Origin of the sequence: Vibrio furnissii CIP 102972, assembly GCF_000176175.1 — a bacterium.
Classification (GTDB): Bacteria; Pseudomonadota; Gammaproteobacteria; order Enterobacterales; family Vibrionaceae; genus Vibrio; species Vibrio furnissii.
In genome coordinates this window covers 77,422-101,432 of the sequence record NZ_ACZP01000018.1, presented here as the reverse complement: position 1 = coordinate 101,432, position 24,011 = coordinate 77,422, and the positions used below count along the sequence as shown (strand labels likewise).

Below are 24,011 nucleotides of genomic sequence, written 5' to 3'. Positions count from 1 at the left end.
ATTCAGCGGGGTGATTAGCGTCAGCATGCGTCACCGCCGACTTGGAAGCCAAAACATCGTCAATCAGGAAAGGAAACGCTCATGACCAATCGCAAGCCAGCGACCGTTGCGGTCCGCACGGGTATTGAATCGGACACGCAGTATCACGCTGTGGTTCCCCCCATTTATCTCTCGACTAACTATGGCTTTCCTGCGTTTGGTGAAGTGCCAAAATACGATTACACCCGCTCGGGGAACCCCAACCGTGGTTTGCTCGAACAAGCGCTGTCTGAACTCGAATGCGGCGCGGATGCAGTCGTCACCAACTGCGGTACTTCAGCGCTCAACCTATGGGTTTCTGCCTTCCTGACTCCGCAAGATTTAATCATTGCGCCACACGATTGTTATGGCGGTACATACCGTTTATTCAACACGCGCGCTAAAAAAGGTGACTTCAAAGTGCTGTTTGTCGATCAATCTGACGAACAGGCGCTGGCCGCGGCGATGGCCCAACACCCGAAACTGGTGCTGCTGGAAACGCCGTCTAACCCGCTGGTGCGGGTGGTCGACATCGAAAAAATCTGCCAGCAAGCCCACGCGGTCGGCGCGCTGGTGGCGGTCGACAATACCTTTTTGACACCGGTGTACCAAAAGCCCCTGACGCTCGGCGCTGACTTTGTGGTGCACTCCACCACCAAATACCTCAACGGTCACTCAGACGTGATTGGCGGCGTGATTATCAGCAAAGCGGCTCAGCATGCCGAAGAGCTGAAATGGTGGGGCAACTGCATTGGTGCAACGGGCACGCCATTTGATAGCTACATGACGCTGCGCGGCTTGCGCACGCTCGGCGCGCGGATGCGCGTGCATGAAGAAAGCTCCCAACTCATCCTCAACTACCTGCAAAGCCAATCGCTGGTGAAGGTCATTTACCACCCAAGCCTGCCAGAGCATCCGGGGCACGAGATTGCGAAAAAGCAGCAGGTCGGTTTTGGTTCCATGCTCAGTTTTGAGTTTGCGGGCTCGTTTGAACAACTGAAATATTTTGTCGGCAAACTCGACCTGTTCTCGCTGGCGGAATCACTCGGCGGCGTCGAAAGCTTGGTGTGTCACCCTGCGTCGATGACGCACCGCGCGATGGGCGAAGAAGCCCTCGCTGAAGCGGGCGTATCACAGCAACTGCTGCGTTTGTCGGTTGGTTTGGAAGATGCCTCTGACCTGATTGCCGATCTGGATCAGGCATTCAACAAAGCCAAGGAGGCCTTTTAATGACTCAGTCGCGTCAACTGCATAAATTTGGCGGTAGCAGTCTCGCAGACCCAGAATGTTATCAACGCGTGGCGCATATTCTGCAGGAATATTCTCAGCCCGACGATTTGGTGGTGGTGTCCGCAGCGGGCAAAACCACCAACCGGCTGATCGCGTTTCTCGATGCGTTGAATAAAGACGGTCGCATCGCGCATGAAACCCTGCAATCCCTGCGCGTGTATCAAAGTGAACTGATTGAAGGCTTGTTAGAAGGCGATGCTGCCGATCGGTTACTGACCCAATTGAATGGTGAATTCGTCGCACTGGGCGAACTCACGGCGCCGCTGAGCACCGCGCAACAAGCGGCCGTGCTTGGTCATGGTGAAGTGTGGTCTTCTCGCCTGCTAGCGGCACTGCTGAACCAACAGCAACTTCCCGCCGCCGCGCAAGATGCGCGCGTGTTTCTGCGCGCTGAAAGTGGCACGCAACCCGAAGTGGATCGCGCCCGCTCTTACCCACTGCTCAAAGAAGTGTTGGCACAACACGCACATCATCGCGTGGTGATCACCGGCTTTATGGCGCAAAACGACGCAGGGGAAACCGTACTGCTCGGGCGCAATGGCTCCGATTACTCGGCAACGGTAATTGGCGCACTGGCGGAAGTCGACCGCGTGACGATTTGGAGCGATGTGGCGGGCGTCTACAGCGCCGACCCGCGCTTGGTCAGCGATGCCTGCCTGCTGCCACTGCTGCGTTTGGATGAAGCCAACGAACTGGCACGCTTGGCAGCCCCTGTGCTACACAGCCGCACGTTGCAGCCCGTCGCCCAAAGCGCGATGGATCTCAGCTTGCGTTGCAGCTACCAGCCGGAATCCGGTTCTACGCGCATTGAACGCGTACTGGCCTCTGGCCGCGGCGCCAAAATCATCACCTCGCTTGACGACGTGCAGCTGATCGAATTGGCATTTGCACACGGCCACACCGTTCAGCGCGCGCAACACGAAGTGCTGGAAAAACTCAAACGTGCGCAGCTTGAACCGCTGGCATTTGAAGTACAAGCCGACCAACACCACATGCGCTTGGCCTACACCGCTGAAATCGCCTCCGGCGCACTGAGCTTACTACACGATTTGGCCATTGAAGCCGAAATCAAACTCAAAGATGGCTACGCGATGGTCGGCGCGGTCGGCGCAGGCGTCACTAAGAATGCGCACCACAGCTACGGTTTCTTCCAACAACTCAAAGCCTCGCCGGTGGAATTTGTGTACGAAGCGGAATCGGGCTTGAGTTTGGTGGCCGTACTGCGTCAAACCGACGTTGAGCCGTTAGTCACCGGTTTGCACACGCAACTGTTTCAGGCGCAAAAACGCGTGGCACTGGCGCTGTGTGGCAAGGGCAACATCGGCTCAAGCTGGCTCAAACTGTTTGCTGAACAAAAAGATGAGCTGGAAAAACGCCACGGCATGAACTTCGAATTGGTCGCCGTCATTGACAGCCAAACCTACTGGTTCAACCCACAAGGCATCGATGCAGCCAACGTGTTGGCGCATTACAGCGATGAAGCGCTGCCAAACGATGGTCAGCAGTGGCTCAAGCAACTGGGCAACATTCAAGGCTTTGATGAAGTCGTGGTGTTGGATGTCACCGCCAGCCAAGAGTTGGCCGATCGCTATCTGGACATCGCAGAACACGGCATGCACCTGATTTCCGCCAACAAGGTGGCCGGGTCAGCTGCGGGCGATTATTACCAACAAGTCAAAGACGCGTTTGCCAAAATCAGCCGTCATTGGTTGTACAACGCGACCGTCGGCGCCGGCTTGCCCATCAACCACACTGTGCGCGATTTGCGTGAAAGTGGCGATGAAATCACCGCGCTATCGGGAATTTTCTCGGGCACGCTGTCGTGGCTGTTCCAGCAATACGACGGCCAGGTGCCGTTCAGTGAATTGGTCGATTTGGCGTGGCAACAAGGCTTAACCGAACCCGATCCACGCTGTGATTTAGATGGCTCAGACGTCATGCGTAAGCTGGTGATTCTGGCGCGCGAATCAGGGCTGGACATCGAACCGCAAAGCGTTCGCGTGGAATCATTGGTGCCTGAAGAGCTGCGCACATTGTCGCTGGATGACTTCCTCGACAAAAGCCAGTTGCTCAACGAACGCTTGGCGGAACGTCTGGCCAAGGCGCAGCGCCAAGACAAAGTACTGCGTTATGTGGCGCGCCTCGAGAAAAACGGCAAAGCCACCGTCGGTGTGGAAGCCCTCGACAAAGAGCATGCGCTGGCGAATTTGCTGCCGTGTGACAACATCTTTGCCATCGAAAGCAAATGGTATCGCGACAACCCGTTGGTGATTCGTGGCCCGGGCGCCGGGCGAGAAGTGACGGCCGGCGCGATTCAGTCCGACCTCAACTTGCTCGCAGGTCTGCTGTAAACATGATAAAGCTCGTCAAAATGGCGAGCTTTTTGTTGTTTATTCTGTTATTAATTTCAAGGACAGAACAATTGTCGAACAGGATGGGAATGGCCGTGAATCACCGCTAACGTGCTGATAACGGTGTTGAATTCCCCTCACGATCAACATGAAAAATATTCATAATGGCAAGGTTGACATTAAAATGCATTCAAGACATTCTGTAGCCATATAGACGTCTAAACGTCAATCTTAACAGTGTTCGCGTTGTGGCATGAAGCCACAGGGAGAGAAAAAATGGGATATACGCACGCCAGTCATATTGACGCACTAAACCAGAATATTGCTGATCTTTCAGACATCAACGTTTCGTTTGAATTTTTCCCGCCGAGCACTGCGCAAATGGAAGAAACGCTGTGGAACTCGGTGCATCGTCTCAAAACCCTGAAACCTAAATTTGTCTCGGTCACTTACGGCGCGAACTCCGGCGAACGTGATCGCACCCACTCGATCATCAAAGCCATCAAAGACCAAACCGGCCTGATTGCAGCGCCGCACCTGACCTGTATCGATGCCAGCCGCGAAGAACTGATTCAGATTGCCGACGATTACTGGCACAACGGGATTCAAAACATCGTTGCCCTGCGTGGTGACATTCCACCGGGCGGCGGCAAGCCAGATATGTACGCTTCGGACTTGGTGACACTGCTGAAATCACGTCACGATTTCGACATCTCCGTCGCGGCTTTTCCGGAAGTCCACCCAGAAGCCAAAAGCGCCCAAGCAGACCTTCTGAACCTGAGACGAAAAGTAGATGCAGGGGCCAACCGTGCCATCACGCAGTTCTTCTTTGATGTCGAAAGCTACCTGCGTTTTCGTGACCGTTGTGTGGCGGCAGGAATTGATGTGGAAATCGTCCCGGGCATTTTGCCAGTCTCTAACTTCAAGCAGGCCTCGCGTTTTGCGGCGCAGAACCACGTCAAAGTACCGAGCTGGATGGCGAAGCAATTTGATGGGTTGGATGACGATCCAGTGACACGTCAGCTGGTCGGTGCCAGCCAAGCGATTGACATGGTGCGCATCTTGTCACGCGAGGGCGTGAAAGACTTTCACTTCTACACCCTCAACCGCGCGGAAATGACTTACGCGCTCTGCCACACGCTGGGTGTTCGTCCAAGCTTGTAAGCCCATATGAGACACAAAAAAACGCCGACAACTGTCGGCGTTTTTTATCAATTCGATATTGCGGCAATCGGTGGATTATTCCACGTCGTCCATTTTGCCCAGCAGGTTGCGAATACGCTCTTGCCATGCAGTGTGTTCTTGTTGAATTTGTTGAGAACGTTGCTCTAGTGCTTCACGGCTCGCTTTCAGCTCGTTCGCTTCTTCGACCAGTTTCACTTTCTCTTCTTTCAGCTCTTCAACTTCCATTTGCAGTAATGCGATTGTATCAACCGCGGTTTGGATTTTTGCTTCTAGTTGTTCTAGTACTTCAAAAGACATGGTACTTACCCTTTTTTGATTCGGTTGCGGTGAACTCACTTCACTAATCGTTCCATTCTACTCAGCCAAGCGCAGAGAAACACTCACTATATTCGATATTTTGCGCTATTCGGTTAAAAAAACGGCGCAAATTGACTTCCCGCTTACTTTCGTGACGCGCAGGGGGAAACAAAGCCTGAAAAATCAGGCTATCGTAACGACTTTTGATCGAGTGCAAGTCTCGTGAGTGTCAAAAAGCAAACGTTTCCTTTCGAATATGCTAAGATCCGCCGCAAATCATTCCCCCTATTACTGATCCTTGGTTTGGAGTAAGCATGAAACGCGAATTGGCAATGGCTTTTTCACGCGTCACAGAAGGCGCGGCATTGGCTGGATATAAATGGCTTGGCCGTGGCGACAAAAACGCCGCAGATGGCGCGGCAGTAGAAGTGATGCGCACCCTATTAAACAAAACCGAAATCAAGGGTGAGATCGTCATCGGTGAAGGTGAGATCGACGAAGCGCCAATGCTGTACATCGGTGAGCACGTGGGTGTGGGCGGCGACGAAGTTGACATTGCCGTCGACCCGATTGAAGGCACGCGCATGACAGCCATGGGCCAATCCAACGCGCTGGCCGTGCTGGCGGCCGGCGAGAAAGGCAGCTTCCTCAAAGCGCCGGACATGTACATGGAAAAATTGGTGGTCGGCCCAGGCGCGAAAGGCTGTATCGACCTCAACAAACCGCTGAAAGAAAACTTGGAAAATGTGGCCGCTGCGCTGGGTAAATCCCTGAACAATTTGACCGTGATTACGCTGGCAAAACCGCGTCATGAAGCGATGATTGTCGAAATGCAACAGCTCGGAGTGCGCGTGTTCGCGGTGCCAGACGGCGACGTGGCCGCCTCAATTCTGACCTGCATGCCCGACAGCGAAGTGGACATGATGTACTGTGTGGGCGGCGCGCCGGAAGGGGTGGTGTCTGCCGCGGTGATTCGCGCGCTCGATGGCGACATGAACGGCCGTTTGCTGCCCCGTCATAAAGTCAAAGGGGAAACCGAAGACAACCGCATTTGGGGCGCACGTGAGCTCGAACGTTGCGAACAGATGGGTGTGACCGCGGAAGTGGTGTTGAAACTCGAAGACATGGCGCGCAGCGACAATGTCATCTTCGCCGCCACCGGCATCACCAAAGGCGATTTGCTGGAAGGCATTACCCGCCAAGGCAACATTGCGACCACCGAAACCTTGCTGATTCGTGGCCGCTGCCGCACCATTCGCCGCATCAAGTCGATTCACTATCTGGAGCGTAAAGATCCAGAAGTACGCGAATTCATTCTTTAATCGCGAGCAACAAAAAAGACCGCCAAGGCGGTCTTTTTTTCGAACTGATTGCAGGTTAAGCGCTTAGAACAGCTCTTCAGCCACCTGGAACAGATCTTTACGTACTGGACGTTTCATGTTTTCAATCGCGTCGATGATGTCGTGGTGAACCAGTTGCTCTTTTTGAATGCCCACACAACGGCCACCGTGACCTTCCATCAATAGATGAACGGCGTAGTTACCCATGCGAGACGCAAGCACGCGGTCAAACGCAGTTGGTTTACCACCCCGTTGAATGTGGCCCAGGATCGTCGCACGAGTCTCACGACCCGTCGCTTTTTCGATCTCTTTCGCCAATTGGTTCGCATCCATCATCAGTTCAGTCAGCGCGATGATCGCGTGTTTCTTACCTTTCTTGATGCCGTCTTGAATATTAGAAATCAGCTGTTCCATATCCAAACCCGTTTCAGGCGTGATGATGTACTCACAGCCGCCTGCGATCGCAGACATCAGCGTCAAGTCACCGCAGTGACGACCCATGATTTCAACGATCGAAATACGTTGGTGAGAAGAAGACGTGTCACGCAGACGGTCAATCGCTTCGATCACGGTGTTCAGTGCAGTCAGGTAACCGATGGTGTAATCCGTGCCTGCGATGTCGTTGTCGATGGTACCTGGCAGACCGATACATGGGTAACCCATTTCAGTCAGTTTCTTCGCACCCATGTACGAACCGTCACCGCCGATCACAACCAATGCATCGATGCCGTGTGTTTTCAGGTTTTCGATCGCTTTTTCACGCACTGCTTCTTCACGGAACTGCGGGAAACGCGCAGAACCCAGGAATGTACCACCACGGTTAATCACATCAGACACGCTTGAACGGTCTAGCTGCTTGATACGACCTTCGTACAGGCCTTGATAGCCATCGTAGATGCCGAATACTTCAAGACCTGCGCCCAACGCCGTACGAACCACGCCGCGAATCGCAGCATTCATGCCTGGGGCGTCGCCGCCACTTGTCAAAATACCGATCTTCTTAATCATGCTCACCCTCGATTTTTGGGAACTTAATATAATATTTTTCGCGCCGCCCGCCCTGGATTGGCAAGCAGCAAAAGCATTCTATATCTGTGCGTTATGTTACATTTCCTAATTAGGAATACTACTGTTATTTGCACGAAATTCTGTAAGTTTGCTACTTATGTAAGAGTATTACAGTTTCGACCCACAGCGTTGTTGATTCACATCAGGATCAGGTTTTTTAGTTCAATTGGGGAAAAGATAGCCAACCTCGACCACTTTTGCCTCACCACCCTTGGAATTTTTGCTTTCGCTCTGGACCGAAGACCACAGAATACGGATCCTGATGGATTAAAACATCGGCACCGGGAAAAGTTTTACGCAGCTTCGCTTCCACAATATCCGAGATGCGATGTGCTTCAATTAACGGAATGTTGTCATCCAATTCCAAATGGAGCTGAATGAAACGCACCGGGCCGGACATGCGTGTGCGCAGTTGATGCACGCCCATCACCCCATCGACCGAAAGCGACAAGGTGCGAATCTGCATCAGCTCATCATCAGGCAATTTGCGATCCAGCAGCGTTTGGACTGCGCCATGCGCCATGCGATAGGCGCTGTAGAGAATGTACACCCCAATCCCGACCGCAAACACCGCATCGGCCTGTTTGATGCCAAACCAACTCAGTCCGAGCGCCACCATGATCGCGCCGTTCATAAATAAATCGGACTGATAATGCAGTGAGTCCGCCGCTATGGCCTGACTGCCGGTTTTCTGCACCACGTGGCGCTGGAACATCACCAAGGCAAACGTCACCACCATGGCAAACCCACTGACGTAAATCCCGTACTCGGGCGATTGTAATTCATGGGGGCGGAAGAAACGGTCAATGCCGTTGAGGATCAAAAAACAAGCAGAGCCGGAGATGAACATCGCTTGCGCCAGCGCCGCCAAGGATTCCGCTTTGCCGTGACCAAAGGTGTGTTCTCGGTCTGCCGGTTGCAGCGAATAGCGCACCACAATCAAGTTGACCACTGACGCGGCGATGTCGAGCAGCGAGTCAATGAGCGATGCCAGCAAGCTGACCGAGCCGGTCACCCACCACGCGGCGATTTTCACGATCAGCAGCAACGTGGCGACTGTGGTCGCGGTCCAAGCGGCGAGGGTCACCAATCTGGCGTATTCCTGTTTCATAGTCTGTTATCCATGCAAATCAATGACGTAATTATACGCAAAAGGCTGTTTGATGTGCGTTAAATCTCATCCGACATCCAGTCAAAAAACGTAAAAAAGGCAGCCGAAGCTGCCTAAAATGCGAGTCACAATTATTCACCAGCTGGTGGCGCAGGTGGCATCATGCGTTGACCTTTTGGTCCCTTGCCCTCGTGATGACCGCCACGAGGGCCGTGGTCCCAACATTGATCCATGCGCTCTTGTTGCAGGGTCTGGAACTGCGCTTTTTGCGCTGGCGTTAACACGCTCAACATGTGATGACGTTTTTCCATCATCTGTACGCGACGTTCCACTTGCATATCAACCATCTGTTTCGCCAGCTCAGTCGCTTGCGCTTTATCGAAATTAGGCGCCAGCATCAGCGCACGTTCTTTGTCACGCATCGCCTTCATCTGTTCAGACGGCCCCGCCTGACGTTTTTGTTGCATCTGCGCACGGCCATCTTCACGCATCTGACGCAGTTGAGCCTGCTGCTCAGCGCTCAGATTCAGCTGTTTGAAAATCCCACGCTCACCGCGTGGACCGCACATCTCATCGTCAGGGCCTTTGTTTTTGCCGCCAGCGGCCAGCACACTCGCTGAACCCAGCACCATCGGTAGAACCACAGCGGTAAGCATCAATTTTTTCGCCATTTTCATCATCATATCCTCAATCGTTGCATTCTGACTTACGGGCTGCCCTTGCAGCGCTTGAGTGTAGAATACGACCTGCTAAGTAAAGTGGTGTTTAGGCAGCGTAAAGAATCGTAAAGAGTGCAATTAGCGCTAATTGCGCGCAAACTTTCACAGTAAACTACAGAGAATCCCCCGATGTTTAAGAGGCAGATATGGCGCACATTCTTCTTATTGATGACGACACCGAACTCACTGGTCTACTGAAAGAGGTCCTGAGCTACGAAGGCTTTGAGGTCTCCGAAGCGAACGATGGTGAAGCAGGCTTACACGCCGTCAACGACAGCGTGGATCTGATTCTGCTTGATGTGATGATGCCCAAACTCAATGGCATGGAAACGCTGAAAAAGTTGCGTGAGAAATGGCAAACGCCGGTCTTGATGTTGACCGCCAAAGGCGAAGAGATTGACCGCGTGATTGGGCTAGAACTGGGCGCCGATGATTACCTGCCAAAACCGTTCAGCGACCGCGAGTTGCTGGCGCGCATTCGCGCGATTTTGCGCCGCACGGGCAACCACACGCAAAGCAAGCCAACCGATATGATTGAGTGTCAGGATTTACAACTGTATCCGGGCAAGCAGGAAGCGTATTGCCAAGGGCAATTGCTCGATCTCACCACCACTGAATTTGCCCTGCTGACCCACTTTGTGCAAAACCCGGGCGAAACCCTGACCAAAGAGATGCTGAGCCTCGATGTGCTGGGGAAACGACTGGCGGCATTTGACCGTGCGATTGATATGCACGTGTCGAACCTGCGCAAAAAACTCCCGGAACGCAGTGATGGCAAACCCCGCATAAAAACACTGCGCGGCCGCGGTTACTTGATGATTGTGGAGGATTAATGCGTCTACCGAAGATCAATAGCCTCTACGGCCGTATCTTTGCCATCTTCTGGTTCACCATGATGTTGGTGTTGGTCGCCGTCTTGACGCTGCCGCACCTCGATCCGCGAAAAACGCGCGACATTCCGCCCGAAGGTTACCAACGCCTGCTGGAATACCGCAACGCGATTGAAAACCGCTTTGGGCGCGAAGAAAACTTAGCGCGCATTCTGATGCGGCTGGAAGAGAATGGCGGACACAAAAATGAAGAGCGCTCGCGTTTCTTCCTGACTGATCTCGACGGCAACATTCTCACCACCAAAAAACATGCGGATTTCAAACTCAAAGCGCTGCAAAACTTTACCACCAGCATTGAGTCGATTGAAAAACCGCAGCAGCGTTTGTATGGCCGCTACATGATTGCCGGCCCCCTGCCAATCCAACTCGCGCAGCGCGATTTGCTGCTCTACGTCGGTTTGCGCTGGGATGAGCCGCCACCGTTTTTATTGCGTCTGTTTGACCGCCCGCTGCAACTGCTGCTAGCCGTCATGGTGGTCAGCACGCCTTTGCTGTTGTGGCTGGCATGGGCCCTGAGTAAACCGGCACAACGTTTGGCATTGGCAGCCCAACGCGTCGCGCGTGGCGAATTTGTGGTCGACCCCAGTTTGGAAAAAGGCACCACCGAGTTTCGCCAAGCTGGGCGCAGTTTCAACCAGATGGTCGAAGCGGTGAATCAGATGATTTCTGGCCAGCAGCGCCTGCTGTCCGACATCTCGCACGAACTCCGTTCGCCCTTAACCCGCCTGCGTATGGCCAGCGCATTAGCAACGCGCAAACAGGGCTCCAGCAGCGAGCTGGAACGCATCGACACCGAAGCGCAGCGCCTTGAACGCATGATTGGCGAACTGCTCGAAGTGTCGCGCATGCAGATCAACAGCCACTTGAGCCGCGAAGTGCAGCCGCTGAGCAGCTTGTGGGAAGAGCTATTGTGCGACGCGCAGTTTGAAGCCGAACAGATGCACAAAACCCTGACGCAGGATCCGATCCCAGAATGCAACATTTCCGGCAACCCCACCTTGCTGATGAGCGCGCTGGAAAACATCGTGCGCAACGCCATTCATTATGGGCAGGACAAAATTGAAGTGCACTTTGCTGCCACGACACAGCAACTGACCGTCACCGTTGAAGACAACGGCGAAGGCGTGCCCGACAGCGAACTGGCGGAGATTTTCCGCCCCTTCTATCGCGTGTCAACTGCGCGCGATCGCCACAGCGGTGGCACGGGATTGGGGCTGGCGATCACCGAAAGTGCAATTCGCCAACACAGCGGCCAAATCACCGCCAGCCGTAGCCAGCTTGGCGGCTTGAAAGTGCAGTTTACGCTGCCCTTGGATGCGTAACGAAAGACCTTACAAAAGACATAGTTGATAATGAGATTAATTATCAGTAACGTTAAGTTAATCAAACGGAGGATCAACTATGTCTCATATTTTCCCAGAGTTGCCATACGCCTACGATGCACTGGAACCGTACATCGACGCGAAAACCATGGAAGTCCATTACAGTAAGCACCACCGGACTTACTACGACAAATTCATCACTGCCCTCAAAGGCACCGCGCACGAACACACCCCGCTCCCGGAATTGTTTGCCCAAATTTCCACCCTGCCTCCAGCCCTGCGCAACAATGGCGGTGGCTACTACAACCACATTCTGTACTGGAACTGCATGGCACCCCACGGCGGCGGTGAACCCCAAGGGGAGCTTGGCGAAGCCATTCGCGCCACCTTTGGCAGTTTTGACGCGTTCAAAGAACAGTTTGCCCAAGCGGCGGTCAACACCTTCGGGTCGGGCTTTGCCTGGTTAGTGGTGAATGAGGGCGCGCTGCACATCAGCGCCACCAGCAATCAGGACAACCCGCTGATGGATGTCGCCAGCGTGCGCGGTGAACCGATTCTGGCATTGGATGTGTGGGAACACGCTTATTACATCAGCTACCAAAACCGCCGCCCGGAATACATTGATGCGTGGTGGCATGTGGTTGACTGGGAAGCGGTGGGCGAAAACTACGCAGTCGCCAAAGCGCTCTCGGCCTAAGCGGCGTCCGTCCCTTACTCGCATCTTGCCGTGACTTGGGTATATACTCCGTCGCTCAGCAAGAGAGGAATGAACGCGTCATGTTTGATATCGCCCTGTATGAACCCGAGATTGCGCCGAACACCGGCAACATCATTCGTTTGTGTGCCAACTGCGGTGCCAACCTGCATCTGATTGAGCCTCTGGGGTTTGATCTCGAAGAGAAGAAAGTGCGCCGTGCCGGGCTGGATTATCACGATCTGGCGCGCGTGACTCGCCACAAAGATTATCAGGCGTTCATCGCATTTCTGGAAGCGCGGGGCGATTACCGCATTTTTGCCTGCACCACCAAAACCACCGGCCATCATGTCGATGCGCAGTTCCAACGTGGTGACGTGTTGCTGTTTGGCCCGGAAACCCGTGGCTTGCCCGCAGACCTGATTGAAAGCCTGCCGATGGCGCAGCGCATTCGCATTCCAATGATGCCTGAAGCGCGCAGCCTGAATTTGTCCAACGCGGTGGCGATCATCGCGTTTGAAGCGTGGCGTCAAATGGGGTTTGAAGGCGCACGTTAAATCACGCGAAACAGGGCCTCCAACCCGCGCATGAACACCGAATCATCGGCAATAAAAAAGCTCTCCCATGGAGAGCTTTTTCGTTATAGGAAGCTGGTTTACGGACGATTGAGCTTGTCCTGATCATCCTGCTTGCGCTCAAATTCACCATCAAATGTTTGACCGTGATGCGACGACGAGTGCGTCTCGCCATCACGCTCAAAGTGACTGGACTGAAATCCGGATGCCATAGGGGTCACCACCATTTTGCTCATCAGAGAGTGCGCCAGCTTGGCACGAGGCGCGGGCAGCAGAATCACCATGCCGAGCACATCGGTCATAAACCCCGGCACCACCAGCAACACACCAGCCATCGCCAACAATACGCCTTCCACAATCTGCTGCGCTGGCATCTCGCCGCGCTGCATACGTTGCTGCACCGTCATCAAGGTATTGAGTCCTTGGCTGCGCACCAGCGACGCGCCGACAAACGCAGTGATCAACACCAACGCAATCGTCGGCCACAGCCCCAGCACGCCACCCACCTGAATAAACAGGCCGATTTCGATCACTGGCACTGCAATAAATAAAATCAGTAGTATCGGAAACACAGTCCCTCCTTATTATCGGCTACAACCTTAGCGCCAAGCGCTAGGCACTTCAAGCGCTCAACACGAGGCAAAAATGTAGCGAATTATTGCCTGAGAGGAAAATTTCTCTGAATGAAAATCAAGTGGATAGCTCGAAACGCCCGAATTCACTGGCCTCAGCGTTGGCAAATTAGCAAAGGCTCAACTACCTTTTAAACACAGATTTCACTCAACATGTATCATAATGAAACGGGTTGCCAATACGCTAAAAAAAACGGTGATTCTGTGGCTAGGGCTGTCGTTGATTCCGCTGGGCTACTATTACCATTTATCTGACAAAGCGCATCAGTTCTTGCTCGACCGATTGGAAGTGCAGGGTTCGCAGTTCCTGTCGTTTGTCGATGCCAAGGCCAGCCGCACGCACGCCCAAATTCAAAAATCCTTTTATGAAATGAGCCACTCCCCACTGCTGTTGGATTTCGCGCTCAGCAACAACCCACAATACCGGGGCTACCTCGAAAGCCAGTGGTATCTCACCTCGTTTAATTCCGGTTTGTTTTACCAATTACGCTATTTAGACCAAGCCGGTACCGAGGTGATTCGAGTCGATTACACGCCGCAGATGACCCACCCGTTTATCGTCCCCATCAGCCAACTGCAAGAGAAAGGACATCGTGACTATTTCCATTACGCGCAACAATTAACCCCCGGCGAACAAGGCTACTTCGGCATCGATTTGGAATACGAACATGGCCTGCCGGTGATTCCCTATAAACCCGGTTTTCGCATTCTCTATCCGATTGACACACTGGCAGGGCGGCAAGGCTATTTCATTGCCAACCTCGACGTAATGGAGGTGATTCATCAAATCACGGAGAACACACAGAACCTGTCGATCGACTTTGTCGACGCACAGGGATATTTCATTGTCAGCAGTGACGACAACAAACTATTTGGTGATTTAATTCAAACGCGCGCATTCAACAACCTGCCACGCGAATACCCCGACGTGTGGCGCGCAATGCAGCAGCATCCCAATCAACGCGGCACCTTGTTGACCCAAGATGGTTTTTTCATTTACCAACCCTTTGAAAATCAACTCTTTGGATCCGTTGGCGGGTTGACGATGCTGACGCATTACGATCCCGCCACCTTGCAACAGATCTTTCAAACCCGCGATGAACAAATTCGATCCGATGCGATCACCATCTGGTTGTGTTTGGGCTTAGCATCTGTGGTGCTGGGCATGTTGTGGGAAGCGTTTCACATGGTGCGCATGGATCAAACCTACGCTCAGTTTGTGATGGACAATGGCGTCGCCATCGCATTTGCCAATCGCGAGCACCGTATTTTGCGCGCCAATGCTCGCTTTAGCGAACTGGTGGGCATTGATTTGCACCTGCTGCATGGGCGCAGTGTGTTGGACATTCTCCCCTCGCGCCACAAGCAGAAATTGATGCTCAATCAACTGGCGCAACATGGCGAATGGAAAGGCCAATACAGCCTGCAAGATCCCGATGGTCACGAGGTGATGTGTAAAACAGAAGTGCGGGCATTGGCGGGGAAAATCGCCAAAGTGCAGTACTACGTGTATTCATTTACCGACATCTCCGAACATTACAATGCGATTGTCGAACTCAAAGAACGCAGCGAACGCGACCCCGCCACCTCGCTGTGGAACAAGAAGAAATTCGAGCACACCTTGCAGTATTACGCGCGCCTGAAACAGCGTTACCCCAATCAACCGCCCACCTGCCTCGCCATCATCGATATCGATTCATTCAAAGCGATCAACGACTCGCTCGGCCACACCGTCGGTGACGAAGTGATCTTGTATGTCGCGATTCAATTGCAATCACTGCTGCGTGATACCGACTTCATCGCGCGCATCGGCGGTGATGAGTTTGCAGTCATCATTCAGCACACGGATATTCACCAAGCGGTGAAGCTGATGCAGCGTGTCTGCACCGCCATTTCGTCGTGGCCACAGCACAAAGTCACGGTCAGTGTCGGCGTTGCCGAAGTGACCGCCGAAGCCCCGCAAACCTGCACCAATGCCGACAAAGCCATGTACCGATCCAAACGCAAAGGCAAAAATTGCGTCTCGGCACATGGTTTTGAAAATTTGACGGTAGTTGAGTCACATCGCGTGTAATTCTTTTCTGAAAATTGAACTAAAAAGTGATCCAGTTCCTATTTTTTAAATACTACTCAAGTATTATGTGCCACAGAAGTCAGGACGGATTTTCCAGCCAATAATTCTGATGAATGGATTCTTAAGGCAGAAATGGCTAAGCATTTTAAATCTAATCAGAATAATTATCTTAAGGATCCTGTTATGGCTACCCTATCTGATGCTCCAATGACATCCACCACAGCCACTCGCATCGAAGAAGATCTATTAGGTCAACGTCACGTACCGGCCGACGCTTACTACGGCATTCACACCCTGCGCGCAATGGAAAACTTTAACATCTCTAATGTCACCATTTCAGATGTACCAGAGTTAGTGCGCGGTATGGTGATGACCAAAAAAGCAGCTGCACTCGCAAACAAAGAACTGAGCGTAATTCCTAAGGATGTGGCGAATTACATCATTCAAGCGTGTGACTTGATTCTGGAAACTGGCAAATGTATGGACCAGTTCCCTTCAGACGTCTTCCAAGGCGGCGCAGGCACTTCTGTGAACATGAATGCGAACGAAGTGATTGCAAACGTTGCGCTTGAGCTCATGGGCAAAGAAAAAGGTCAATACGAGTTCGTGAACCCGAATGACCATGTGAACAAGAGCCAATCCACTAACTGTGCATACCCAACCGGTTTCCGTATTGCGGTATACAACAGCGTGCTGAAACTGATTGACGCGATTGAATACCTCAAAGGCGCATTCGAACTGAAAAGCGTTGAGTTCAAAACTATCCTGAAAATGGGTCGTACTCAGCTTCAAGACGCTGTTCCAATGACTGTTGGCCAAGAATTCCACGCTTGGGCAGTAACACTGAACGAAGAAATTCGTGCCCTGCAATACACCTCAAAACTGCTGCTTGAAGTGAACATCGGTGCAACTGCGATCGGTACGGGTCTGAACGCGGCACCAGGTTACCAAGCGGCTGCCATCAAACACTTGGCTGAAGTGACTGGCCTTGAAGTGGTTCCAGCAGAAGACTTGATCGAAGCAACATCTGACTGTGGTGCGTACGTGATGACTCACGGTGCACTGAAACGCCTTGCGGTGAAACTGTCTAAAATCTGTAACGACCTACGTCTGCTGTCTTCTGGCCCACGTGCAGGTCTGAACGAACTGAACCTACCTGAGCTACAAGCGGGTTCTTCTATCATGCCAGCAAAAGTAAACCCAGTTGTACCAGAAGTGGTCAACCAAGTGTGCTTTAAAGTGCTTGGTAACGACAACACGGTATCGTTCGCAGCCGAAGGCGGTCAGCTACAGCTGAACGTGATGGAACCTGTGATCGGTCAAGCGATGTTTGAATCCATTTCACTGCTGTCTAACGCGTGTGTGAACCTGCGTGACAAATGTATCGATGGCATCACAGTGAACAAAGAAATCTGTGAAGGCTACGTGTTCAACTCAATCGGTATCGTTACTTACCTGAACCCATACATTGGCCACCATGAAGGTGACATCGTGGGTAAAATCTGTGCTGAAACCGGTAAGAGCGTACGCGAAGTTGTGCTTGAGCGCGGCCTACTGACTGAAGAAGAACTGGATGACATCTTCTCAGTAGAAAACCTGATGCACCCACAATACAAAGCAAAACGCTACGAATAAGCACTTCTCGATCAGGCCCCTTTCCGGGGCCTGTTTTGTTCGTATTTTTGGTGATACGCAACGGACCTGCTCCAACCGCCCCTGTTTTAATTATCTGAGGATTTATCCCCCTGAGTTCTCAGATAATTAAATTAATAATATTAAACGAGGTATCACTATGGTTTGGGTTGAACTGTTAGTTGTTCTGCTCTTTATCTTTTTGGGAGCACGTATCGGCGGTATCGGGATCGGTTTTGCCGGTGGCGCTGGTGTCATTGTCCTGTCTCTTGTTCTGGGCGTTCCGACCAGTCAAGCTTTCATTCCCGTCGACGTTATTCTGATCATCATGTCCGTGATCACAGCGATTGCTGCCATGCAGGTTGCTGGTGGTATGGATTGGCTTGTACAGATCGCGGAAAACTTTTTACGTAAACACCCTGAACGCATCACCTTCTACGCCCCAATCGTGACATTCTTCATGACACTGATGGCGGGTACTGGCCACACTGCATTCTCAACACTACCTGTGATTGCTGAAGTGGCGAAAGGCCAAGGCGTACGCCCATCACGTCCGCTGTCTATCGCGGTGGTCGCCTCACAAATCGCGATCACCGCCTCGCCAATTTCTGCTGCCGTAGTCGCTTTTGCCGCGATGCTGGTACCGTTTGGCGTGGACTACTTAACCCTGCTGGCCATCTGTATTCCAACCACATTCGCGGCCTGTATGGTCGGTGCATTTGTGGCGAACTTCATGGGTTGTGAGCTGAAAGACGATCCGGTTTACCAAGAAAACCTCGCCAAAGGTTTGGTGAAACTAGACAACGACCACAAGCGTGAAATTCTACCAACGGCCAAACCAGCAACTTACATCTTCCTTGCTGCGATTGCGTTTGTGGTGTGTTACGCCGCTGCAATTTCGTCTTCTGTCGGTCTGATTGAAAACCCTGCGCTTGGTCGTAACGAAGCGATCATGACTGTGATGCTTGCCGCTGCGGCAGCCATCGTGATGGTGACCAAAATCGACGCGTCTAAAATTGCATCCGCTGCCACCTTCCGCTCTGGTATGACGGCATGTGTGTGCGTTCTGGGTGTGGCATGGTTAGGTTCAACCTTTGTGAACGCGCACGTAGATGGCATCAAAGAAGTGGCTGGCGCCCTGTTGGCAGACTACCCATGGATGCTGGCATTGGTGCTGTTCTTTGCGTCGATGCTGCTGTACTCACAAGGGGCAACCACGGTTGCGCTGATGCCTGCTGCATTGGCGATTGGTGTGGCACCGCTGACTGCAGTTGCATCTTTTGCTGCCGTGAGCGCGCTGTTTGTGCTGCCTACTTACCCAACCTTGTTGGCGGCAGTCGAAATGGATGACACCGGTTCAACTCGCATTGGTAAATATGTGTTTAACCACGCATTCTTTATTCCAGGCGTGGTGACCATTGCATCGGCAGTGGCCTTTGGCTTCCTGTTCGGTGGCCTGTTCATCTAGAGAATAAAGTGCAATCAAGGGGAGCTTCGGCTCCCTTTTTTTATGACTCGAAACCGCCCGCGCGACCCGCCTCCTTTTACGCCACCATCGGTTGCCTATCGAATCCACGAATCAGTGCGCTCAAGCGACTTGATTTAAATCAAGCATTGGTGCAAAAGTTATTTTTTACCCGCTGAATTTGCAACTGAATAAAATTCCCCTGTTTGAAATAGACGAAATAAAATATCGCTTATATTCGCGAACAACCTGAATGAATCAAGAATAGAATTCCATTATTTATACACAATTACCCTGACTTATTTTGAGTCTAATTTCGGCCACGAATCACCACTCAATAATTTGTGAACCACCGCTAAGATAATCCCCACCAGCCTCTTTAGAATTTCTTTAACGATGAAGCGTTATTCACTTCATCACCATGAATAAAAATAAGATTTTTTGCCATATTTATTAATTTTCCTTAAGCTTTATTTCACTTAATACGTTGCCATATTCGATAATATTGCAATTAAGGTTTTCTAAGTTACTGATTTGAGATGCCGGTTGGACGATGTAACCTATCTATTTTTGTTTTCGCGCCAATATAGGTATGCATCGCCCCGCTCAAAACGGGCCTGAGAAAACAATCCGGTGAATAGAGAATATTAGCCACCAAACGCGTTCAGAGCGTTCTATTTTCTGAATGTAAGGAGACAGCTATGACAACCCAAACTGCACCCACAGAACGTAAAGGCGGCTTTCTGGCCAACTTTAAGTTCCCCTCCGCCTACACCATTCTCTTTGTGTTGATCGCCCTGGTGGCGATGCTCACCTGGATCGTGCCCGCCGGTCAGTACGACCGAGCTATGAACGAAGACCTCGGCCGTGAAGTGCCCGTTGCTGGCACCTACCACGCCACCGAAGGCAACCCACAAGGCGTGATTGATGTCTTGCTTGCACCAATTGACGGCTTCTACGATCACAACAGCTATGAAGCGGCGGCGATTGACGTGTCGCTATTCATTCTGGTGATTGGTGGCTTCCTTGGCTTGGTGACCAAAACCGGAGCGATTGACGCCGGTATTGAACGTGTCACCGCACGCTTGGAAGGCCGCGAAGAGTTGATGATTCCCATTCTGATGGCGCTGTTTGCCACTGGCGGGACCGTGTATGGCATGGCGGAAGAATCCCTACCGTTCTACACCTTGTTGGTGCCGGTGATGATGGCCGCTCGTTTTGACCCTGTGGTGGCCGCTGCGACCGTTTTGCTCGGCGCAGGCATTGGTACCCTCGGTTCCACCATCAACCCGTTTGCAACCGTCATCGCGGCCAATGCGGCGGGCATTCCCTTCACCGATGGCATCTGGTTACGCGTGGCGATGCTGATTGTGGGTTGGATCATCTGTGTCATGTACGTCATGCGCTACGCCAAAATGGTGCGTGCCGACCAAAGCAAATCCATCGTGTTTGATAAATACGAAGAGAACAAAGCGCACTTCCTAGGCAGCCGCAGTGGTGAAACCCTGGAGTTCACAGGCACGCGCAAAGTGATTCTGACCATTTTCGCGGCTGCGTTTGCTGTGATGATTTACGGGGTCTCCGTCGCCGGATGGTGGATGGCGGAAATCTCGGCCATGTTCCTTGGCGCGACCATCATCATTGGTTTGGTGGCTCGCATGAGTGAAGAAGAGTTTACCTCAAGCTTTATTGATGGCGCCCGTGACCTACTTGGTGTTGCCCTGATCATCGGGATTGCACGCGGTATCGTGGTGGTCATGGACCGCGGCATGATCACCGACACCATTCTGAATTCAGCCGAACAACTGGTGACTGGCCTGTCATCGGTGATTTTCATCAACGTGATGTACTGGTTGGAAATCCTGTTGTCGTTCTTGGTGCCTTCTTCATCTGGTTTGGCCGTCCTGACCATGCCGATCATGGCACCATTGGCCGACTTTGCAGGCGTGGGTCGTGAACTGGTGGTGACCGCTTACCAATCAGCATCAGGTATCGTCAACCTCATCACGCCCACTTCAGCAGTGGTGATGGGTGGCTTAGCGATTGCCCGTGTCCCTTACGTGCGCTGGCTAAAATGGGTCGCCCCGCTACTGGGCATTCTGTGTGTGCTGATCATGATCATGCTCAGTGTCGGTGCCTTTATGTAACACCGAGTTCGTGACCCCGAGGCCTGCCACACCAAAGCCTCTACTGCTCACCAAGCCGCGCTCAGCGCGGCTTTTTTCTGCCCGCCATCTCATGATCCATGGCACAGGGTTCTGCGCTATGACGGGGCAAGAGACGCCATCAGGACGCCGTTTCTCTTTCGTCCTTTAGCTTTCGTCCTTTATCTTTTGTCCTTTAGCTTTCGCCCGCGATTTGTCGCCTCAGTCGTCCGTACCCCATCTTCTGCGACCCATCTGCGGCCTCCAATCTTTCGCCCCCGGCCTTTCGACACCAGCCTTTCGACACCAGATTTTGCTGCTCGCCTTTCAACAGCAAATACGCCTCGACTACACGGTTCGGCGCATCCATGCCGCCGTCTTGAATCCAGTCGGTTCAACGCGTGGATAATTAGTGCCAAACGCGGAAATATTATTCTGCCGCATTTTTTCATGCGCGCGTGATGCACCATATTCGGATTCAAAATGCGACGTTTTTTATCATCACCCCAAACTTTGAACGCGTATTTTCGATTGTCTCAGATCAATATTTTGCACGATATTTTTGTTACAACACGGCCATTCGCGGCGGTTAAAGTCACTATCTACCCTTTAGAAATGCATACTTCGGTCGTTCAACAATCCGAATAAATAAAATTAAATTGCATAAACTTCCCCAACTATCAATTCATCTCACTCATTTCATGAATATTCTTTATTTTGCTCGATTAAATTTCCGTAAATGACGCGCATTCACCCAAGCGTATCAATCCCTATTCGATGAATAAACATTGTTAAAAAGGACTATTTTTGGCGGTCATTTATTAAAAATCGAACTGTGATCGTTCTCTAAGAAAGGCCTCTCTCACTGGGTAATATGAATATCAGAACGAAACAATGAATTAATTAAAAGCTAATTTAAATTCATTACCTAACCCTACAAATAAATATGTATTTCAAATTAAGAAATACACAGAAAATAAGAGAGATACGATTATGAGTAAGTTATACGTAGGTTCTGAAATCGGTCAATTACGTCGCGTTTTAATTCACCGTCCACGTCGCGCACTCACCCACCTGACGCCATCAAACTGTCACGACCTGTTATTTGATGACGTTTTGGATATCGAACGTGCGGGCAAAGAACACGATGTGTTTGCCCAAACACTTCGCGACCAAGGTGTGGAAGTATTACTGCTCACCAATTTGCTTGCAGAAACACTGGATGTGCCGGAAGCCAAAGAATGGCTGCTGAACACGCAAATTTCTGATAACCGTTTTGGTCCAACGTTCGCCAACGATCTGCGCTGCTACCTTGCAGATCAACCCCACATGGAATTGGCGAAAATTCTGACCGGCGGTCTGTCTTACGGTCAGCTACCCATCAAATCGTCTTCTATTTTACAAACCATGAACAAGGCGAACGATTTCATCATCAAACCGTTGCCAAACCACCTGTTCACTCGTGACACCTCATGCTGGGTTTACGGGGGTGTATCCATCAACCCAATGGCGAAAGTGGCGCGCCAACGTGAAACCAACCACCTGCGTGCAATTTACCGCTGGCACCCAACATTCGCCGGCCAAGACTTCATCAAGTACTTCGGCGACGAAGAACGCAACTACGACAAATCCACCATTGAAGGCGGTGACGTTCTGGTAATTGGTCGCGGCGCTGTGCTGATTGGTATGTCAGAACGTACCACGCCACAAGGGGTTGAGCAGTTGGCTTCTTCTCTGTTCAAACATGGCCAAGCCAAACAAGTGATCGCACTGGAACTGCCAAAAGATCGTTCTTGCATGCACTTGGATACGGTGATGACACACATGCGTGAAGACACCTTCTCTGTGTATCCAAACGTGATTCCAGATGATGTGAACTGCTGGAGCCTGACCGGTGATGAATCTGGCCGCGTGAAAGCGACCCAACAAGCGTCTTACATTCACACCATCGAAAACGCATTGGGCGTCGACAAACTGAACATGATCACCACCGGGGGTGACAGTTTCGAAGCCGAACGTGAACAGTGGAACGATGCCAACAACGTGTTGACCGTTCGTCCTGGCGTGGTGATTGGTTACGAACGTAACACCTACACCAACGAAAAATACGACAAAGCCGGCATCACCGTTCTGCCAATTCCGGGTGATGAACTGGGCCGCGGCCGTGGCGGTGCTCGCTGCATGAGCTGCCCAATTGAACGTGATGACATCTAGTGACTAACTCGGGCCGGGGCTGACCTTCCTCTGCCAGCTTCGGCCCACATAATAAGAGATATAACCATGACTAAACAAACAGTAGTCGTCGCATTAGGTGGTAACGCATTGCTTCGTCGCGGTGAACCGTTAGAAGCGGATGTTCAACGCCACAACATTGAAATTGCAGCCAAAACCATTTCTGAAATTGCCAAAGCGTACAACGTGGTGTTGGTGCACGGTAATGGTCCACAAGTGGGATTGCTCGCGCTGCAAGGTTTGGAATACAAGAAAGTAAGCCCTTACCCACTTGACGTGTTGGGTAGCGAAACTCAAGGCATGATCGGTTACATGCTGATGCAGGAATTCAAAAACCTGCTGCCAGAACGCAACGTGACTTGCATGCTGACTCAAATGTCGGTCGATCCGAACGACCCGGCCTTTGCCGACCCGACCAAACCGATTGGTCCAGTCTACGAAGAAGCCGAAGCGCGTGAAATGGCCGAGAAATATCACTGGACGGTGAAACCGGACGGCAAATACTTCCGCCGCGTGGTGCCAAGCCCACAACCTACCGGCATCATCGAACATGAAGCGATCACTAAGCTCATCGATGAAGGTCACTTGGTGATCTGTACTGGCGGTGGCGGCATCCCGGTCAAACGTGAAAACGGCAAATTGGTCGGTGTGGAAGCGGTGATCGACAAAGACATGTCAGCCGCGTTCCTTGCCAAACAGATCGGTGCCGATGCACTGCTGATCCTAACCGATGCCGACGCGGTGTACCTCGACTGGGGCAAACCAACTCAAACCGCACTGCGCAACACCACCCCGTCTGAGCTGGCGAAATACCAATTTGATGCAGGCTCCATGGGGCCAAAAATCGAAGCGTCCTGCGAATTCATTCGTAAAGGCGGCACCGTGGTTGGCATTGGCGCGCTGCAAGATGGCTTGCGCATTCTGGAAGGCCAAGCAGGCACCAACATCACTCGCGATCAGTAATCACCCGTG

General features: G+C 52.0%; 19 protein-coding genes. 14 read left to right on the top strand and 5 right to left on the bottom strand.

The window, feature by feature from the left end:
* Nucleotides 1–81 precede the first annotated feature (81 nt).
* From VFA_RS19210 to metF, 3 genes are all read left to right on the top strand, one after another.
* On the top strand, nt 82–1,248 hold the full coding sequence (locus VFA_RS19210; protein ID WP_004728520.1) for an O-succinylhomoserine (thiol)-lyase: 1,167 nt from the start codon (nt 82–84) through the stop codon (nt 1,246–1,248).
* The gene (locus tag VFA_RS19205; protein WP_004728519.1) at nt 1,248–3,659 is read left to right on the top strand and encodes a bifunctional aspartate kinase/homoserine dehydrogenase II; all 2,412 of its coding nucleotides are present in this window, start codon (nt 1,248–1,250) and stop codon (nt 3,657–3,659) included. The genes VFA_RS19210 and VFA_RS19205 overlap by 1 nt, the downstream gene beginning before the upstream one ends.
* 276 nt (nt 3,660–3,935) lie before the next feature.
* Nucleotides 3,936–4,823 carry a methylenetetrahydrofolate reductase gene (gene metF, locus VFA_RS19200; protein WP_004728518.1) on the top strand — a complete coding sequence of 296 codons (888 nt, stop codon included), beginning with the start codon at nt 3,936–3,938 and terminating at the stop codon, nt 4,821–4,823.
* A 75-nt stretch (nt 4,824–4,898) separates the two neighbouring features.
* On the opposite strand, the gene zapB is transcribed toward metF, so the two are convergent.
* Nucleotides 4,899–5,141 (bottom strand): cell division protein ZapB, encoded by a 243-nt coding sequence (gene zapB, locus VFA_RS19195; RefSeq protein WP_004728517.1) that lies wholly within the window; start codon nt 5,139–5,141, stop codon nt 4,899–4,901.
* Between the two features lie 314 nt (nt 5,142–5,455).
* On the opposite strand from zapB, the gene glpX reads away from it, so the two are divergent.
* On the top strand, nt 5,456–6,463 hold the full coding sequence (gene glpX, locus VFA_RS19190; RefSeq protein ID WP_004728516.1) for a class II fructose-bisphosphatase: 1,008 nt from the start codon (nt 5,456–5,458) through the stop codon (nt 6,461–6,463).
* A gap of 63 nt (nt 6,464–6,526) precedes the next feature.
* On the opposite strand, the gene pfkA is transcribed toward glpX, so the two are convergent.
* The 3 genes from pfkA to VFA_RS19175 form a co-directional block, all read right to left on the bottom strand.
* Nucleotides 6,527–7,489 carry a 6-phosphofructokinase gene (pfkA, locus tag VFA_RS19185; RefSeq protein ID WP_004728515.1) on the bottom strand — a complete coding sequence of 321 codons (963 nt, stop codon included), beginning with the start codon at nt 7,487–7,489 and terminating at the stop codon, nt 6,527–6,529.
* A gap of 262 nt (nt 7,490–7,751) precedes the next feature.
* Nucleotides 7,752–8,660: a CDF family cation-efflux transporter FieF gene (gene fieF / locus VFA_RS19180; RefSeq protein WP_004728514.1), complete on the bottom strand. Its 909-nt coding sequence runs from the start codon at nt 8,658–8,660 to the stop codon at nt 7,752–7,754.
* A 131-nt stretch (nt 8,661–8,791) separates the two neighbouring features.
* Entirely contained in the window at nt 8,792–9,337 is a 546-nt protein-coding gene (locus VFA_RS19175; protein ID WP_004728513.1) for a CpxP family protein, read from the bottom strand.
* Between the two features lie 188 nt (nt 9,338–9,525).
* On the opposite strand from VFA_RS19175, the gene VFA_RS19170 reads away from it, so the two are divergent.
* The 4 genes from VFA_RS19170 (at nt 9,526) to trmL (ending at nt 12,842) form a co-directional block, all read left to right on the top strand.
* The gene (locus tag VFA_RS19170; protein WP_004728512.1) at nt 9,526–10,212 is read left to right on the top strand and encodes a response regulator; all 687 of its coding nucleotides are present in this window, start codon (nt 9,526–9,528) and stop codon (nt 10,210–10,212) included.
* Nucleotides 10,212–11,591 carry an envelope stress sensor histidine kinase CpxA gene (cpxA, locus tag VFA_RS19165; RefSeq protein WP_004728511.1) on the top strand — a complete coding sequence of 460 codons (1,380 nt, stop codon included), beginning with the start codon at nt 10,212–10,214 and terminating at the stop codon, nt 11,589–11,591. The genes VFA_RS19170 and cpxA overlap by 1 nt, the downstream gene beginning before the upstream one ends.
* 79 nt (nt 11,592–11,670) lie before the next feature.
* A complete protein-coding gene (locus tag VFA_RS19160; protein ID WP_004728510.1) occupies nt 11,671–12,288 on the top strand; it encodes a superoxide dismutase in 618 nt (205 codons plus the stop codon).
* Between the two features lie 80 nt (nt 12,289–12,368).
* Nucleotides 12,369–12,842, top strand: a complete 474-nt coding sequence (gene trmL, locus VFA_RS19155) for a tRNA (uridine(34)/cytosine(34)/5-carboxymethylaminomethyluridine(34)-2'-O)-methyltransferase TrmL (protein WP_004728509.1) — start codon at nt 12,369–12,371, stop codon at nt 12,840–12,842.
* Between the two features lie 98 nt (nt 12,843–12,940).
* Here trmL and VFA_RS19150 read toward each other — a convergent pair whose 3' ends face one another.
* On the bottom strand, nt 12,941–13,432 hold the full coding sequence (locus VFA_RS19150) for an FxsA family protein (RefSeq protein ID WP_004728508.1): 492 nt from the start codon (nt 13,430–13,432) through the stop codon (nt 12,941–12,943).
* Between the two features lie 223 nt (nt 13,433–13,655).
* On the opposite strand from VFA_RS19150, the gene VFA_RS19145 reads away from it, so the two are divergent.
* The 6 genes from VFA_RS19145 to arcC all read left to right on the top strand — a co-directional run bounded on the left by VFA_RS19145 (nt 13,656) and on the right by arcC (nt 24,002).
* Nucleotides 13,656–15,566 (top strand): GGDEF domain-containing protein, encoded by a 1,911-nt coding sequence (locus VFA_RS19145; protein ID WP_004728507.1) that lies wholly within the window; start codon nt 13,656–13,658, stop codon nt 15,564–15,566.
* A 183-nt stretch (nt 15,567–15,749) separates the two neighbouring features.
* The gene (gene aspA / locus VFA_RS19140; RefSeq protein ID WP_004728506.1) at nt 15,750–17,201 is read left to right on the top strand and encodes an aspartate ammonia-lyase; all 1,452 of its coding nucleotides are present in this window, start codon (nt 15,750–15,752) and stop codon (nt 17,199–17,201) included.
* 157 nt (nt 17,202–17,358) lie between these two features.
* The gene (locus tag VFA_RS19135) at nt 17,359–18,666 is read left to right on the top strand and encodes an anaerobic C4-dicarboxylate transporter (RefSeq protein WP_004728505.1); all 1,308 of its coding nucleotides are present in this window, start codon (nt 17,359–17,361) and stop codon (nt 18,664–18,666) included.
* Nucleotides 18,667–19,364: 698 nt separating this feature from the next.
* Nucleotides 19,365–20,810, top strand: a complete 1,446-nt coding sequence (locus VFA_RS19130) for a YfcC family protein (RefSeq protein ID WP_004728504.1) — start codon at nt 19,365–19,367, stop codon at nt 20,808–20,810.
* 990 nt (nt 20,811–21,800) lie between these two features.
* The gene (gene arcA, locus VFA_RS19125; RefSeq protein WP_004728502.1) at nt 21,801–23,021 is read left to right on the top strand and encodes an arginine deiminase; all 1,221 of its coding nucleotides are present in this window, start codon (nt 21,801–21,803) and stop codon (nt 23,019–23,021) included.
* 66 nt (nt 23,022–23,087) lie between these two features.
* Nucleotides 23,088–24,002, top strand: coding sequence for a carbamate kinase (gene arcC, locus VFA_RS19120; protein WP_014204301.1), 915 nt, complete (start codon nt 23,088–23,090; stop codon nt 24,000–24,002).
* The last annotated feature ends 9 nt before the right edge of the window (nt 24,003–24,011 follow it).

Coding starts and splice junctions, on each gene's coding strand:
- VFA_RS19175 (WP_004728513.1), bottom strand. CDS start 9,337: ATGAAAATGGCGAAAAAATTGATGCTTACCGCTGTGGTTCTACCGATG.
- glpX (WP_004728516.1), top strand. CDS start 5,456: ATGAAACGCGAATTGGCAATGGCTTTTTCACGCGTCACAGAAGGCGCG.
- VFA_RS19210 (WP_004728520.1), top strand. CDS start 82: ATGACCAATCGCAAGCCAGCGACCGTTGCGGTCCGCACGGGTATTGAA.
- VFA_RS19145 (WP_004728507.1), top strand. CDS start 13,656: ATGAAACGGGTTGCCAATACGCTAAAAAAAACGGTGATTCTGTGGCTA.
- VFA_RS19205 (WP_004728519.1), top strand. CDS start 1,248: ATGACTCAGTCGCGTCAACTGCATAAATTTGGCGGTAGCAGTCTCGCA.
- VFA_RS19135 (WP_004728505.1), top strand. CDS start 17,359: ATGGTTTGGGTTGAACTGTTAGTTGTTCTGCTCTTTATCTTTTTGGGA.
- cpxA (WP_004728511.1), top strand. CDS start 10,212: ATGCGTCTACCGAAGATCAATAGCCTCTACGGCCGTATCTTTGCCATC.
- VFA_RS19130 (WP_004728504.1), top strand. CDS start 19,365: ATGACAACCCAAACTGCACCCACAGAACGTAAAGGCGGCTTTCTGGCC.
- metF (WP_004728518.1), top strand. CDS start 3,936: ATGGGATATACGCACGCCAGTCATATTGACGCACTAAACCAGAATATT.
- arcC (WP_014204301.1), top strand. CDS start 23,088: ATGACTAAACAAACAGTAGTCGTCGCATTAGGTGGTAACGCATTGCTT.
- aspA (WP_004728506.1), top strand. CDS start 15,750: ATGGCTACCCTATCTGATGCTCCAATGACATCCACCACAGCCACTCGC.
- zapB (WP_004728517.1), bottom strand. CDS start 5,141: ATGTCTTTTGAAGTACTAGAACAACTAGAAGCAAAAATCCAAACCGCG.
- pfkA (WP_004728515.1), bottom strand. CDS start 7,489: ATGATTAAGAAGATCGGTATTTTGACAAGTGGCGGCGACGCCCCAGGC.
- trmL (WP_004728509.1), top strand. CDS start 12,369: ATGTTTGATATCGCCCTGTATGAACCCGAGATTGCGCCGAACACCGGC.
- VFA_RS19170 (WP_004728512.1), top strand. CDS start 9,526: ATGGCGCACATTCTTCTTATTGATGACGACACCGAACTCACTGGTCTA.
- arcA (WP_004728502.1), top strand. CDS start 21,801: ATGAGTAAGTTATACGTAGGTTCTGAAATCGGTCAATTACGTCGCGTT.
- fieF (WP_004728514.1), bottom strand. CDS start 8,660: ATGAAACAGGAATACGCCAGATTGGTGACCCTCGCCGCTTGGACCGCG.
- VFA_RS19160 (WP_004728510.1), top strand. CDS start 11,671: ATGTCTCATATTTTCCCAGAGTTGCCATACGCCTACGATGCACTGGAA.